Genomic DNA, 14,362 nt, shown 5'->3' with positions numbered 1-14,362 from the left:
CGGACACCGCAGCGCCCGCCTCCACATCACGTCACATCACGTCATGACACGTCAGGTCACTCCTGGCTCGTCTGGACGACGTCGTCGAGGGAGTCGGGGTCGTAGTCGCTGCGGTCGACCCGCGGCTTGTGACGCGGCGCACGCGGGGCCTCGAGCCCGGGGAGGGCGTCGGCCGTGTCTCCGATGCCCGTGCCGGGGGCACTCGCCTCGGCGGCCGCGTCCGCGCCGACGACGTCACCACCGCCGGAGGTCGCGGTGCCGACCCACGGCTCCGTCGCGCTCGCGGGGGCGAGGCCGGCGACGACGCCGGGGGAGGAGACGCCGGAGCCGTCGCGGCGACCGAACTCGGTGGGCAGGGCGAGGGCCTTGCCGGTGCGCGTCACCGCGCGCACGGGGGTCGTGCCGACGAACGCACGGAGAAGGACGTCCTCGCCGCGGGTGAACCGGTGCGCCCGGACGCCGCCGGTGGCCCGCCCCTTGCCGGGGTACTCCTCCACCGGGGTGACCTTGACGCTGCCGGCCTGGTTGGCGCCACCGGTCGAGGACCCGGCGATCGTCACGACGACGGTCTCGGCGCCGGGGTCGTACGCCCCGAACGCGACGACGTGGGCCTTCGCGCCGAGCTTGATGCCGGCGACGCCGCTCGCCGCGCGCCCCTGCGGGCGCACCTTGTCGGCGCCGAAGTGGAGGAGCTGCGCCTCCGAGGTGACGAAGACGAGTTCCTCGGTGCCGGTGACGAGTTCGCACGCCCCGACGACGGAGTCGCCCTTCTTGAGCGTGATGATCTCGAACTCGTCCCGCCCGCTCGGGTAGTCGGGGACGACGCGCTTGACGACGCCGCCCGCGGTGCCGAGCGCGACGCCGGGGCGGCCCGCGGCCTCCTCGTCGAGGCCGAGGATCGTCACGGGCACCTCGTTCTTGCCGAGGTCGACGTAGACGGAGGCGGCCGTGCCCCCGGCGAGGGACGCGGCGCCGTTCGTCGGCGGCAGCGTCGGGAGTTCGAGCACCGGGATCCGCACGACGCGACCGGTCGAGGTGAGCAGACCGATCTCGCCGCGGGCGGTCGTCGGGACGGCGGCGACGACGTCGTCGCTCTTCGCCCGGGAGGCGCCGGCGGGGAACGAGGACCGGTCGGTCGTCCGCGCGAGCAGCCCCGTGCCGGAGAGGAGCGCGAAGCAGGGGTCGTCGCCGATCTCGAGGGGTGCGGCGGCGCTCGTCGTCGCAGCGCCGGAGGACTCGAGCAGCACCGTGCGGCGGGGCGTGCCGAGTTCGGCGGCGACCTCGGCGAGCTCGTCGGAGGTGACGTCGCGGAGCACGGTGTCGTCGGCGAGGATCGCGCGGAGCGCCTCGATGCGGCTGCGCAACTCCTCGGCCTCACGCTCGAGTTCCAGGCGGGAGAACTTCGTGAGGCGACGCAGCTGGAGGTCCAGGATGTAGTTCGCCTGCGCCTCGGAGAGGTCGAAGACGTCCATGAGCCGGGTGCGCGCGGCGGCGGCGTCGTCGGCGGCGCGGATGAGCTGGATGACCTCGTCGATGTCGAGGATCGCGATGAGCAGACCCTCGACGAGGTGGAGGCGTTCGAGGGCGCGGTCGAGGCGGTACTGCGTGCGCCGGCGGACGACGTCGAGGCGGAACTCGACGTACACCTCGAGGAGTTCCTTGAGGCCGAGGGTGCGCGGCTGCCCGTCGACGAGCGCGACGTTGTTGATGCCGAAGGAGTCCTCGAGCGGGGTGAGCTTGTAGAGCTTCTCGAGGACGGCCTCGGGGTTGAACCCGTTCTTGATCTCGATGACGAGGTGGAGGCCGTTCTCGCCGTCGGTGAGGTCGACGAGGTCGTGGATGCCCTGGAGCTTCTTCGCCTGGACGAGTTCCTTGATCTTCGTCGTGACCTTCTCGGGGCCCACGAGGTAGGGCAGCTCGGTGACGACGATGCCCTTGCGGCGGGGCGTGACGTTCTCGATGCGGCACGTCGCGCGGGTGCGGAAGCTGCCGCGGCCGCTCGCGTAGGCGTCGCGGATGCCCTCGAGCCCGATGATGCGGCCTCCGCCGGGCAGGTCGGGGCCGGGGACGAACTTCATGAGGTCGTCGAGGCTCGCGTCGGGGTGGTGCAGGAGGTGGCGGGCGGCGGCGACGACCTCGACGAGGTTGTGGGGGGCCATGTTCGTCGCCATGCCGACGGCGATGCCGCTCGCCCCGTTGACGAGCAGGTTGGGGTAGGCGGCGGGCAGGACGCCCGGCTGCATGAGCTGGTCGTCGTAGTTGGGGACGAAGTCGACGGTGTTCTCCTCCAACCCGTCGACCATCGGCATCGCGGCCTTGGCCATGCGCGCCTCGGTGTACCGGGCGGCGGCGGGGCCGTCGTCGAGGGAGCCGAAGTTTCCGTGCCCGTCGATGAGGGGCAGCCGCATCGTGAACGGCTGGGAGAGGCGCACGAGCGCGTCGTAGATCGCCGAGTCGCCGTGGGGGTGGTACTTACCCATGACCTCACCGACGATGCGGCTGGACTTCACGTGGCCGCGGTCGGGGCGGAGCCCGAGTTCCCGCATCCCGTAGAGGATCCGCCGCTGCACCGGCTTGAGACCGTCCCGCGCGTCGGGCAGGGCCCGGGAGTAGATGACGGAGTACGCGTACTCGAGGAACGCGCCCTCCATCTCGTCCTGGACGTCGACGTCGACGATGTTCTCCTCGAAGTCCTCGTCGAGGAGTGACGGTTCCTTGCGCGCCACGCGCGGCCTCCTTCGCTTCGTACCGACCGCTCATCCTCCCGCATGAGCTGGACGGACGTTCACCCGGCACGCCGGTGGGGGTGTCGGGACGGCAGGGGATGTGCTGAGGGGAGACGGTCAACGTCCCCGGTCAGTGCATCGAGGGGCGCCCCGCAGCAGCATCGTCCGCGAGGGCCCGGCGGATTCCGTCGAGGATGGTGGGGACCCCTGGCGCCTTTGTGGACTCGGCGTCGAGACGTAGCCGTGTCAGGGCGGGGTCGTCCCGCGAGGCGCGCTGCGAGGAGATGATCCCGGCCAGCCAGGAGTTCAGGTCTGCGGCGAGTTCCTCGCCGTCGGTCGATGGGACCGGCGGGGTCGGAGGCAGCAGAGCCCACAATCGGTTCAACTCGTCCATCGTGGATGCCGCGAGGAGGGGGCACGGCAGCTCGCACTGCGGTTCGGATCGTCCTGCTGGTCGTGCTCGACCTCGTACTCACACTCGCCGCACTCGTCTCCGCTGTCCGGCCACGCGCCCGGATGCTCCGACCAGGGGTGGCCGCACGCGTGGCAGTCACCCGCCTGCTTCAGCAGCCGGTGTCTCTCCCGGTCAGCAGGCGCGCCACGTAGCCAGCCGAGCATCCCCACACGCCCCATGCTCGCTCATGTCGTCGGCCGAGCTGAGGGGAGGTCAGCGCGGATGTGGTCCTCGTGGGCGTCGACGACGTCGCGGCGGGGCGGGCGGCGTGCGGCGAGCCGGTCGATGACCTGACAGATCGGTCGACGTCTCCGCTCGGTACGGGGAGGAACGTCACCGAGGCGTGGGGGCGGTCCCGGTTCCTGGGGCGCACACCCACTCGGCCCTGGCCTCGAACCCGCCCCCGATGTCGGTGCGGCCCACGCTGAGGACCGTGTCCCCGCGGCCGTTCTGCCGCACCAGCCAGTACTGCGTCGGAGCCTCGACGTAGCCGAAGGGCGCGGGAACGACGTCGGAGCCGCCGCGGGGACCGGGCGAGGGGGCGCCCTGCCCGGAGGGCCCCGGAACGGCGGGCCACGAGGACACGGCCTCTCGGGGCGTCCGTCCGTACGACGGCCCTTCGGCAGCGACGATCCCGCCCGGAGTGCAGCCCGGCACCGATTCGGGGCCCCCGCGCCAGAATCGCTCGGGGTCCTCGACGGACAGCATCGCGGTGGGACCGTCGCCCTCGCCGCACGAGACGACCGCATCACCTGGGGGAACCGTCAGTACCCCCGATCCGCCGAGACCCGTCCCTGCCCCCGACGAGGCGGCGATCTCGAACCGCAGTCCGTTCCGGCGCACCGATGCCGTCGTCGCCCGGCCCGTCTCCGTCACGGCTGCGACGTGCACCCCGTCGGCTGCGGCATCGACGTGTCTCCGGTCGAGGACGGGGCCGTCGGCGGTACACCGGATCGTCACGGTCTGCACCGGCGGCGGAGGTTGCAACGCCCGTCCGACCGCTGCCTCGCCCGACGCGATCCGGGTCAGCGTGTGGAACGACGAGAGGCGCACCAGGCTCGGGACCCTCGACGTGAACTCCCCGGGCAGGGCGCCGAGGGCGTCGAGGAGGGCGGCGTCCGCCGGGAGGACGTCGAAGAACGGCACCGCCCCCAGACGCTCGCGCACCCGCGCCGCGCCGGTGGCGTCCGTGCCGTCGAGCAGGACGACCACGGCACCCGCGCGACGTGCCGCCTGTGCTCGAGCGGCGCGCAGGATCGTGTCGTCCTCCGGACGAGCCCGGACGATCGTGAGGGACCCGCCGTACAGCAGAGCCGGGGCCTGCGGCACCTTGCGGACCGCGGCGACACGCGGCAGCGCCACCTGCTCGAACGGCAGGAGGTCCACGTCGGTCGTCCCGTCGAGTCGGCGGTCGGTGCCATCGGCGGGCCGGTCGGCGGCAGAGGTCGACGGCGACGGGCGGGGCGTCCGCGGGCCGACCACCCACGACGCCACCCCGGCTCCCGCGACGAGGAGGAGGGCGGCGGCAGCGCCCCCTGCCGCGAGGAGCCACCGTGGGCGCGGGCGGGCGCCTGCGCGGAGCATGTCCTGCACCAGAGCGGCGGAGGTGTCGTGATCCGCGTCGGTGGGCTGCAGGGCCTGCCGCAACCGGTCGGAGACGGCGGCCTCGGCAGGGTCGAGGGAATGATCGCGGACGGGCGCCCCGGCCTCCTCCGGCGTCAGGCCCTGGGGGTAGGAGTCGGGTGACGTGCGGTCGTGGTCGGTCATGTCGGGCTCCCCGAGGTCAGCGCGGCCCGGAGGTGGGCGAGGGCGCGGGAGGACTGGGATCGGACGGTCGAGACCGAGCACCCGAGCGCGGCGGCGATGTGCGCATCGCTCAGACCCTCGACGTGACGGAGCAGCACGATGGTGCGCTGCTTCTCGCCCAGGGTCGCGAGGGCACGGGTGAGGGCGTCCCGGTCGGCGATGCGGTGCTCCGGACCGGGATGCGCCTCGGGCACGGCCGCGAGGGTCTCCCGCCGGGTGCGGCGCCCGCGGCTGCGGGCCGTCGCGAGGTGGCGGTTGACCACCATCTTCGCCGCGTACGCGTCGACGTGCTCCAGCCGTGAGATGCGCGGCCAGGAGCGGTAACAGGCGAGGAGGACGTCCTGGACGACGTCCGCCCCCTCGTGCGGCTCACCCGTGAGCAGGGTCGCGAGACGCACCAGGCGCGGGCTCACCGCCCTGGCCCAGCCCTCGAACCCGATCTCGTCCATGCCCCCTCGATGCCGCCGCGGTGCTCCTCGTTGCACGGTGACCGGTCCTTGTTCGCGACGCGGGCACGTGACGCGGCGTGTCGGCTGCCGGTCGTGACGTGGGCGCCGTTCAGGGGAGCGGTGTGCCCTGGTGGAAGGTCTGTCGCCACCCGGCGGGGGTGCGCTGCCAGAGGGAGGTGCGTCGGGCCCGCCTCCCGTCACGCTCGGACACCCAGAAGACCTGGACGACGTCGGCGGTGAGAACGCGGGCGTGGAGGTCGTGCACGACGATCTCTGCGGTGTCCGATCCGGACTCCTCGGCGAGGAGGTCCAGGATCGTCGCGCGGTCCCAGCGGCGCCCGGAGGCACCGATCTCGACGAAGTCCGGGGACAGCAACTCGATCGACCTGCGCGGGTCTGCGCGGGTCGCGGCCGACTGCAGTTCCCATTCGAGACGGAGGACCTCCTCGATGTCGGAGTGCGGCATCGTCATGGGGAGAGTCTGCCCGCCGGCCCCGTGCCGGGACTACCGCTGCGCCGCCCGCGTCGTCGGCTCGTGCGTGATGGGGAAGGCGACGGAGGAGGCGATGAAGCACGCCTCGGCAGCCTCGGCGTGGAGGGCGGAGACGAGGTCGACGTGGGCCGGGTCGGCGACGGTGACGCACGGCCGCAACGTCGCCTCCGTGATCCGACCGCCGATGCCCCGCTGGTCGAGGGTCGCGGTGGGGGAGTCCGTATACGCCGTGACGACGACCGCGTGCGTCACCGCGACGTGGAGGAACGAGAGCAGATGACACTCGCTCACCGCCGCGAGCAACAGCAGTTCGGGGTTCCACCGGGCCGGGTCGCCCCGGAACGGCCTGTCCGCCGACAGCTCCAGCGTCGGGCGACCCTCACCACGGGCGAGGACGTCACGGCCGTATTCGCGAAAGCCCGACGTGCCCGTGCCCCGATCGCCCGTCCACTCCAGCTCGAGCGCGTAGTGATGCAGCGTCATGAGGCCACCGTCCCACGGGCCGCCACGACAGGCGACGGCCGTGGTGTCGGGTGCTCCATGCAGCGGCCGTTCCTCGTCCGCGCATCGACCACGCATCGACCACGCGCCACCACGGACGTCTCGGGCCTACGCTGGAGGCGTGAGTCGTGACGAACGCGGCGCGTGGGGGCATACCCTCGCCGCCCACTTGAGCACGCCGGGCCGGCGACACCGCCTCGGCGCGCGACTCACCGACGCCGCGATCGCGATCCTCGCGCTCGCCGTACCGCTCCTGCTCGCGACGCTGCTCGTCACGCCCGCCGGAGCCGGCGGCGTGGGGGAGGCCTCGCTCCTCCTCGCGGTCACGTGCCTCACGCTCGCCGCGGCCGCAACCCTGCTCGGTCCCGCCGTTCTCCTCCTGCTCGGGCCCGCGCCGACGCGCGGCCCGGTCGAGGAACGGATCGACGCCGCGCCCGGATGGGCGCCCGTCTCCTGCCCCCGGACCCCCTCGCGCCCCCGCGCACCAGGACGTCGCTGACGGCTCGCCCTCGGCGGGCCCACGCGTCCACGTCCACCCCTGCGCGACCGCTGGTGTCGCGCGCCCCGCGGGAGATCCCGCGAAGGAGTCCGTCATGCCCGACCTGCTCGCCCCGTTCGCCCATGCCGTCGCCGCCGCCCTCGCCGGCACGCACCACGTCCTCGTCTCCACCGGCCTCGCCCCCGACGCGGGTCTCACCTGGGTCCTCGCCATCGCAGGACTCGTGCTCGCCGTCCGGCTGCTCCTCCTGCCGGTCGCGATCCACTCCGTCCGTCTCGCCCGGGCCTCCGCCCTGGCCCGGCCCCACCTCACCGCCGTCCGGGAGCGCTACCGCGGCCGCACCGACCCCGCGAGCCTCCGCGCGCAGTCCGAGGAGCTCCGCCGCGTCCAGGCCGAACACGGCGTGAGCCGCCTCGGCTGCCTTCCCGTCCTCCTCCAACTGCCCGTGCTCTTCGCGCTCTACCACGTGCTCGCCGACGTCGCCGCGGGCCGCACCCTCGGCGCGCTCGACGCCGCACTCGTCGCGTCGGCCGGGTCGGCGGCCGTCCTCGGGGTGCATCTCGCCGACCGCGCGGGTGCGCTGCTCACCTCACCCGGGCACTTCGTCGTCGTCGCCGCACTCGCGCTCTGCTCCGCGGGGCTCGGATACGCGACGCAGCGGTGGTTCGTCCTGCCCAACACGTCCCTGGAGGGGATGCCCGCCCAACTCGCCGACGTGCAGCGACTCCTGCCCGTCCTCTCCGCGGCGGGTCTGCTCGTCGCCGCGGCGAGCGTCCCCGCCGGCCTGCTCGTCTACTGGGTCGCCTCCAACGCCGTCACGCTCGTGCAACAGGCCGTCGTGACGACGTGGTTCCCCACCCCCGGCACCGAGGCGCACGCCTGCCGGGAGGCCCGTCTCGCCGCGACCGCGGGATGAGGGTGCGGCTCGGGTGACGCGACGGCGCCCGCCGCCCCACGTGGGGACGACGGGCGCCGTGAGCGCGTGACGCGGGACATCGATACCGGAAGCGGCCGACGGGCGTCGTGAGCTCGTTCGTCTGGCGGGAGAGCTCCTGCGCCGCCTCGGAGGTGTTCGCCGCCGCCGTCGTCGTCTCGGCGACGGCGGCGGGGGCCCCGGAGATCTGCGCGGAGATCGCGCTCGTGCCCTCCGCGGCGTCCGAGACGTTGCGGCCCATCTCGTTCGTCGTCGCGGTCTGCTCCTCGACGGCGCTCGCGATCGTCGCCTGGAAGTCGTTGATCTGGGCGATGAACGACGCGATCTCGGAGATCGCGGCAACCGCCGCCTCGGTATCGACCTGGACGGCCTCGACGCGACGACCGAGGTCCTCGGTCGCCTTGGACCTCTTCTGGGTGAGGCCACCCACACCGCGCGCGACGACGAGCGGGGCGAAGACGAGCGCCGCGACGTTCGACAGCCACTTCGCGAGCCGCTGCCCGTCATGGAGCCGCTGACTCGCGTCCGGGAGACGCTTCTCCGCGGACGCCCCGAGCTCGGCGGCCGCCTCACTCTGCGCCGTCGCGTTCTCGTACGACTTGTTCATGGCCGAAGAGGGATCGCCACCCCGAGCAGGCCCGTGAGCCCCACGGTGAGATCTGCCGGGAGAGGGGGAACCTCCGGCCCGGCGCCCCATCGGCGGGGGAGACGGGATCGGTGTCGTGACGTGGCCTGCGTGGCCCTCCGGGTGCGCGAGGACGGCGGACGGACACCGGAGCCGTCAAGGTGTCCCCCGCCGCGTGCCGACGCGCGAGGCTGGACGCCGATACCGGCGGCCGTCGTCTCCCGCCGGAGAAGAGCTCGGCCGTCACCCACCGGGCCTGAGCGGCCCGGCGGGTGACGGCCGTTGCGTCACCAGGAGATTCACGGCCGACGACACGCGTCGCGGCCGGGGTCGCGAGGAGTCAGCGGGGCGGCATCCGCAGGGCACCGTCGAGACGGATCGCCTCACCGTTGAGCATCGGGTTCTCGACGATGTGCGCGGCGAGGGCGGCGTACTCCTCCGGGCGGCCGAGGCGGCTCGGGTGCGGCACCATCGCGCCGAGGCTCGTCTTCGTCTCCTCCGGCATGCTCGCCATCATCGGCGTCTCCATCGTGCCGGGGGCGATCGTCATGACGCGGATGCCCTTGTCGGCGAGGTCACGCGCCGCCGAGAGGGTGAGGCCGACGATCGCGCCCTTGGACGAGGCGTACGCGGCCTGCCCGACCTGCCCGTCCCACGCGGCGATCGAGGCGGTCATGACGACGACGCCACGGTCGCCGTCGACGGCCTCGTTCTCGGTCATCGCCGCGGCGGCGAGGCGGAGGACATTGAACGTGCCGACGAGGTTGATGTCGAGGACCGTACGGAACGTGTCGAGCGGCAGCGGACCCTTACGGCCGACGACGCGGCCCGGGGTCGCGACCCCCGCGCAGCACACGGCGATCCGCAGCTCACCCATCTCACGGGCGACGTCGATGGCGGCCTGCACGGCCTCCTCGTCACGGACGTCGGCGGGCGCGAACCGGGCGCGCTCGCCGAGATCGGCGGCGACGGCCTCGCCGCGGCCGCCGGGGAGGTCGAGGAGGACGACCGAGGCACCGTCGGCGTGGAGGCGACGCGCGGTGGCCTCGCCGAGGCCGGAACCCCCGCCGGTGATGATCGCGACGGTCTGCGGGGTGATCTGCATGGCAACTCCTCATGGGTCCTCGGCGCCCGGTGACGCCGTCGTCGCGTCAAACCTAACGTGCGTCGCGGATGCTCGGGGATGTCGACGTGACAGGCCCCCTGGGGGAGGTGTCCGGCGAGGAGGCGCACAATGGGGGACGTGTCCACCATCGTGTTCCTCCATGCCCACCCCGACGACGAGGCCTCCCAGACCTCGGGGACGATGACCCTCGCCTCCCGCGCAGGGCATCGCGTCGTCTGCGTCTACGCGACGAACGGCGACCAGGGCGAGGTCCCCGCCGACCTCGCCGAGGGGGAGACGCTCGTCGACCGCCGCCGTGCCGAGGCGGAGGCCTCCGCCCGCGTCACGGGCACGGCCCGCGTCGTGTGGCTCGACTACGCCGACTCGGGCATGACCGGCTGGGAGCAGAACACGGGGGAGCGGTCGTTCCACGGCGCCGACCTCGACGAGGCCGCCGCCCGACTCACCGCCGTCCTCGACGAGGAGGACGCCGACGTCCTCGTCACGTACGACTGGCACGGCGGCTACGGCCACCCCGATCACGTCAAGGCGCACCGCGTCGCCCACGCCGCCGCCGACCGGGCCCGTCGCCGTCCCCGGCTGCTCGAGGGCACGATGAACCGCGACCACCTCCGCTCGGTCTTCGCGCGCGCCCTCGCCGAGGATGCGGCGGCAGGCACCGGTCTCGCGTCGGCGGCGCACCGCATGGACGTCGACGGCCCCGCCGACGACGGCAACCCCGTCGGCACCCCCGAGGCCGAGATCCACTGGGCCGTCGAGCTCGGTGACGCCGTCACCGCCAAGCGCGAGGCCCTCGCCTGCCACGCGAGCCAGGTCACCGACGTCGGCATGTTCCTCGCGATCTCGCCGGAGCAGTTCGCGATCGCGTTCGGGCGGGAGTTCTACGTCGAACCCGGCTGTGAACCGGGCATGGTCACCGCCTGGCCGTTCGACGACCCGCGCTGACGACACGAGCGATGACGTCGCCGTCGACGTCGCCACGGCATGAAGGGAATGACGCACGGAACGCCGAGGGGCGGTCGCGGGAGAATCCCCGCGACCGCCCCTCGGCGTTCGAGCGACCGGCGTGCGGTCGGCCCCGTCGACCTCAGAGGAGGTCGATGAGGTTGGGGTGGACGATCCCCATGACGGCCTCCTTGGCCGCGGTGGCCGAGCCCGCGTCGACGGCGTAGGCCGCCATCTGCTGGCACGTCGCGAGGTCGTGCAGCCGCAGCGCCGCGCGCACCGCCGGCACCCGACCGGGCGCCATGGAGAGCGACGAGACGCCGAGACCGACGAGCACGAGCGCGAGGAGCGGGTCTCCGCCCGCCTCGCCGCACACGCCGACGGGCTTGCCGGTCGCACGGCCGCCGCCGCACGTCGACTTGATGAGCTGCAGCACGGCCGGCTGCCACGGATCGAGCAGGGGAGCGAGCTCGCCCTGCATACGGTCCGCCGCCATCGTGTACTGCGAGAGGTCGTTCGTGCCGATGCTCACGAAGTCGACGATCGAGAGGATCTGCTCGGCCCGCAGCGCCGCCGCAGGCACCTCGACCATGACACCCACCTTGGGGAGCCCGGCCGCGCGGACCTTCTCGGCGAAGTAGCGGGTCTCGTCGAGGGTGGCGACCATCGGCGCCATGACCCGCACGTCCCCGCCGACCTTCTCGTAGGCGGCGGCGAGGGCCTGGATCTGCGTGTCGAGGAGGTCCTCGCGGATCATCCCGAGACGCAGACCGCGACGGCCGAGCGCCGGGTTGTCCTCCTCGCCGAGGTTGGCGAAGGAGAGCGGCTTGTCGGCACCCGCGTCGAGGGTGCGGACGACGACGCGGCGGTCGCCGAACGCCTCGAACACCTTGGTGTACGTGGCCGTCTGCTCCTCGAGGCTCGGCGCCTGGTCGCGTTCGAGGAAAAGGAACTCGGTGCGGAACAGCCCCGACCCCTCGAGATCCTTGGCAGCGGCGTTGACGGCGTCGTCGGCGGTGCCGATGTTCGCGAGGAGCGCGACCTTCGTGCCGTCGCGGGTGGCGCCCTCACCGGTACTGCCGGCGAGCGCGGTGGCGCGGCGGCGGCTGCGCTCGGCGAGCTGACGCTTCTCCTCCTCGGTGGGGTCGACGATGACCTCGCCGACGCCGCCGTCGAGGGCGACGATCGTCCCCGCGTCGATGAGGGTCGCGCCCTTGACCTGCACGACGGCCGGGATACCGAGCTGCGCGGCGAGGATCGCCGTGTGGCTCGTCGGGCCGCCCGCGGTGGTGACGATGCCACGCACCGTCGCCGGGGTGAGCGTCGCCGTCTCGGCAGGGGCGAGGTCGTGGGCGATGAGTACGGACGGTTCGTCGAGCTCGGGCACGCCCGGCTCGGGGACGCCACGCAGACGGCAGATCGTGCGATCGCCGACGTCGCGCAGGTCGGTGACGCGCTCGGCCATGTATCCGCCGAGGGAGGCGAACATCGTGCAGTACTCGTCGACGGCCTTCTGAACGGCCTGCGTGAGGCCGGTGGCCGCGGCGAGCTGGGTGTCGATGCCGGAGACGAGGCCCGGGTCGCGGGCCATCATCGCCGTCGCCTCGAGGATCGGGCGGGCGTGGTCGTCGGCGTGGGCGGCGCGCGCGGTCAGGCCGGTGGCGACCTCCTCGAGCGCGGTGCGCACCCGCGCCTTGGCCTCCTCGACGTCGGTCGTGGGGGCCTCGTCGGGATCGGGGCCGGGTGCGGGGCGCACCTGCACGGCAGGACCGGAGGCCGTCCCCGCGGAGACGCCGATGCCGTGCAGGACCTCATGGCCGGGGGCTCCGGCCGGCTGGGCCCCGGCGGGCTGGACGGTGGACGGGCCGGTCATGCCGTCACTCCGCGTCGAGGTCGCGGGAGAGGAGCGCGACGAGCTTGTCGAGCGCCGCGTCGGCGCCGTCGCCCTGGGCCTCGAGCGTGACGGTCTCGCCGTGCTTCGCGCCGAGGGCCATGACGGCGAGGATGCTGCGGGCGTCGACCGGCTCGGCACCTTCCTTGGCGATCGTGACGGGCAGACCGGTGGAGGTCGCCTCCTGCACGAACAGCGCGGCGGGGCGGGCGTGGAGACCGACGGAGGAGGCGATGCTGACCTGACGGGAAGCCATGGGGTTCTCCTTGACGTGACGTGTGGGGGGCAGTGGTGGGAATGATGCCAGCCGCGGGCCCGCACCGCGCGGGGAGCGGCCCGGCCCGGGTCTTCCGGCCCGGGCCGTCGGTTCAGGCCTGGACGACCTCACGGTCGACGAGTTCGACGACCGTGTCGACGTCGGGGGCGCGACGCAGCCCCTCCTTGAACTCGGCACGCATGAGCTTGCGGGCGAGCTTGGCGAGGATCGCGAGGTGGTCCTCCCCGCCGGTGTCGGGCACGGCGATGAGGAAGACGAGGTGGGCGGGCCCGTCCTCGGCGCCCCAGTCGATGCCGTGCTCGGAGCGGGCGAAGGCGAGCGAGGGCGTCGTCACGTGGGCGCTGCGGCAGTGGGGGATGCCGATGCCGCCGGGGAGGCCCGTCGCCATCTGCTGCTCCCGGACGGCGACGTCGGCGAGGAACCCGTCGAGGTCGGAGACCCGGCCGGTGTCGACGAGCGTCTGCGCGAGCGTACGCGTCGCCTCCTGGCGGTCGTCGCCCTCGAGGCCGAGGACGACCAGCTCCGCAGTGATGAGGGGGGTGTTCACGGGTGCTCCTTGGATCAATCGGTGAGCCGGTCGGTGCGGCACGGTTCTGTGTCGAGCCTGACACGGACCGCCCCCACATCATGCCGCGAGGGGACCCCCGTGCCGGGAAGGGCGACCGCGGCGGCCCCGAACGCGACCGCCTGTTCGAGGGCCTGCACCGGGTCGGACCCGCGGTCGAGGGCGAGGAGGAATCCGGCGAGGGCGCAGTCGCCGGCGCCCACGGTGGAGGCCGGCCGGTCGACGGTGGCGACCGCCCGGACGGCGCGGTCGTCGGTGACGAGAAGCGCACCGTCGCGGCCGAGGGACACGAGGACGCGGCCGACGCCGCCGGCGACGAGGTCGCGCGCGGCGTCGGCGACGTCCCCGAGGGTGTCGAGGTCCGCGCCGACGAGTTCGCCGAGCTCCACGCGGTTGGGCTTGACGAGGTCGGGCCCGGCGGGGATCGCGGACGGCAGCGGCGTCCCGGAGGTGTCGATCGCGACCCGGGCGCCGACCTCGTGGCCGAGGCGGACGAGGTGGGCGTAGAAGTCCTCGGCGACGCCGCCGGGGAGGCTGCCGCAGCCGACGACCCAGGCGCCGGGCGTGGCCTCGACGGTGGCGCGCACGGCGTCGAGGAACGCCGTGACCTCGTCCGTCGTGAGGTGTGGGCCGGGCTCGTTGACCTTCGTCGTCGTCCCGTCGGGTTCGACGATCGCGACGTTCGCGCGGATGCCCTCGGAGATCGGCACGGCCCGGACGGGGACGCCGGTGCCGGTGAGGAGGTCGGTCATCATGCGTCCGTGCGCGCCCCCGACGGGCAGCACGGCGAGGGTGTCCCCGCCGTGGGCCGCGACGGCGCGGGAGACGTTGATCCCCTTGCCGCCCGGGTCGGTACGGGCGTCGTCGGCACGGTTGACCTCACCGTGACGGAGACGACCGACGGTGATCGTGCGGTCGACGCTGGGGTTGGAGGTGACGGTGACGATCATGCGTGTCCGCTCCCGACGCCGGCGTGACGCGAGGCGGTTCGGCGGCCCGGAGGAGGGGGAGTCCTCGCGGCGAGCGTGACGGGGGCGTCGCCGCGCCCCGCCCCGTCGGGGTTCTCGTGCG

Annotated in this window: 15 protein-coding genes; 3 read left to right on the top strand and 12 right to left on the bottom strand. The window is 73.5% G+C overall.

Annotation, left to right across the window (positions count from 1 at the left end; all coding sequences use genetic code 11):
• Positions 1 to 56: 56 nt before the first annotated feature.
• The 6 genes from MOPEL_RS12855 to MOPEL_RS12830 form a co-directional block, all read right to left on the bottom strand.
• Positions 57 to 2,726, bottom strand: a complete 2,670-nt coding sequence (locus tag MOPEL_RS12855) for a DNA gyrase/topoisomerase IV subunit A (RefSeq protein WP_009483300.1) — start codon at positions 2,724 to 2,726, stop codon at positions 57 to 59.
• A 130-nt stretch (positions 2,727 to 2,856) separates the two neighbouring features.
• Positions 2,857 to 3,120 carry a hypothetical protein gene (locus tag MOPEL_RS12850; protein WP_009483299.1) on the bottom strand — a complete coding sequence of 88 codons (264 nt, stop codon included), beginning with the start codon at positions 3,118 to 3,120 and terminating at the stop codon, positions 2,857 to 2,859.
• A 393-nt stretch (positions 3,121 to 3,513) separates the two neighbouring features.
• Entirely contained in the window at positions 3,514 to 4,947 is a 1,434-nt protein-coding gene (locus MOPEL_RS12845; protein WP_009483298.1) for a hypothetical protein, read from the bottom strand.
• A complete protein-coding gene (locus MOPEL_RS12840) occupies positions 4,944 to 5,435 on the bottom strand; it encodes a SigE family RNA polymerase sigma factor (protein ID WP_040634518.1) in 492 nt (163 codons plus the stop codon). Before MOPEL_RS12840 ends, MOPEL_RS12845 begins: the two co-directional genes overlap by 4 nt.
• A 109-nt stretch (positions 5,436 to 5,544) precedes the next feature.
• Positions 5,545 to 5,907 (bottom strand): nuclear transport factor 2 family protein, encoded by a 363-nt coding sequence (locus MOPEL_RS12835; RefSeq protein ID WP_009483296.1) that lies wholly within the window; start codon positions 5,905 to 5,907, stop codon positions 5,545 to 5,547.
• Positions 5,908 to 5,940: 33 nt separating this feature from the next.
• Positions 5,941 to 6,411 (bottom strand): OsmC family protein, encoded by a 471-nt coding sequence (locus MOPEL_RS12830; protein WP_009483295.1) that lies wholly within the window; start codon positions 6,409 to 6,411, stop codon positions 5,941 to 5,943.
• Positions 6,412 to 6,550: 139 nt separating this feature from the next.
• On the opposite strand from MOPEL_RS12830, the gene MOPEL_RS12825 reads away from it, so the two are divergent.
• Together MOPEL_RS12825 and yidC are read left to right on the top strand one after the other, a co-directional pair.
• Positions 6,551 to 6,928 (top strand): hypothetical protein, encoded by a 378-nt coding sequence (locus tag MOPEL_RS12825; protein ID WP_009483294.1) that lies wholly within the window; start codon positions 6,551 to 6,553, stop codon positions 6,926 to 6,928.
• Between the two features lie 94 nt (positions 6,929 to 7,022).
• On the top strand, positions 7,023 to 7,844 hold the full coding sequence (gene yidC, locus MOPEL_RS12820; protein ID WP_009483293.1) for a membrane protein insertase YidC: 822 nt from the start codon (positions 7,023 to 7,025) through the stop codon (positions 7,842 to 7,844).
• Here the strand turns inward: yidC and MOPEL_RS18845 are convergent.
• Positions 7,744 to 8,469 carry a methyl-accepting chemotaxis protein gene (locus tag MOPEL_RS18845; protein ID WP_009483292.1) on the bottom strand — a complete coding sequence of 242 codons (726 nt, stop codon included), beginning with the start codon at positions 8,467 to 8,469 and terminating at the stop codon, positions 7,744 to 7,746. The two genes, yidC and MOPEL_RS18845, sit on opposite strands and share 101 nt — an antisense overlap.
• A gap of 358 nt (positions 8,470 to 8,827) precedes the next feature.
• Positions 8,828 to 9,592 carry an SDR family NAD(P)-dependent oxidoreductase gene (locus MOPEL_RS12810; protein WP_009483291.1) on the bottom strand — a complete coding sequence of 255 codons (765 nt, stop codon included), beginning with the start codon at positions 9,590 to 9,592 and terminating at the stop codon, positions 8,828 to 8,830.
• 129 nt (positions 9,593 to 9,721) lie between these two features.
• On the opposite strand from MOPEL_RS12810, the gene MOPEL_RS12805 reads away from it, so the two are divergent.
• Entirely contained in the window at positions 9,722 to 10,558 is an 837-nt protein-coding gene (locus tag MOPEL_RS12805) for a PIG-L deacetylase family protein (protein WP_009483290.1), read from the top strand.
• A gap of 142 nt (positions 10,559 to 10,700) precedes the next feature.
• Here the strand turns inward: MOPEL_RS12805 and ptsP are convergent, their stop codons facing one another.
• From ptsP to pfkB, 4 genes are all read right to left on the bottom strand, one after another.
• Positions 10,701 to 12,431: a phosphoenolpyruvate--protein phosphotransferase gene (gene ptsP, locus MOPEL_RS12800; RefSeq protein ID WP_051992315.1), complete on the bottom strand. Its 1,731-nt coding sequence runs from the start codon at positions 12,429 to 12,431 to the stop codon at positions 10,701 to 10,703.
• 4 nt (positions 12,432 to 12,435) lie between these two features.
• Positions 12,436 to 12,705 carry an HPr family phosphocarrier protein gene (locus tag MOPEL_RS12795; RefSeq protein ID WP_009483288.1) on the bottom strand — a complete coding sequence of 90 codons (270 nt, stop codon included), beginning with the start codon at positions 12,703 to 12,705 and terminating at the stop codon, positions 12,436 to 12,438.
• 112 nt (positions 12,706 to 12,817) lie between these two features.
• Positions 12,818 to 13,273: a PTS sugar transporter subunit IIA gene (locus tag MOPEL_RS12790; RefSeq protein ID WP_009483287.1), complete on the bottom strand. Its 456-nt coding sequence runs from the start codon at positions 13,271 to 13,273 to the stop codon at positions 12,818 to 12,820.
• A 14-nt stretch (positions 13,274 to 13,287) separates the two neighbouring features.
• Positions 13,288 to 14,241: a 1-phosphofructokinase gene (gene pfkB / locus MOPEL_RS12785; protein WP_009483286.1), complete on the bottom strand. Its 954-nt coding sequence runs from the start codon at positions 14,239 to 14,241 to the stop codon at positions 13,288 to 13,290.
• Positions 14,242 to 14,362 lie beyond the last annotated feature (121 nt).

Origin of the sequence: Mobilicoccus pelagius NBRC 104925 (assembly GCF_000247995.1) — a bacterium.
Classification (GTDB): Bacteria; Actinomycetota; Actinomycetes; order Actinomycetales; family Dermatophilaceae; genus Mobilicoccus; species Mobilicoccus pelagius.
This window is presented reverse-complemented; position numbering and strand designations above follow the sequence as displayed.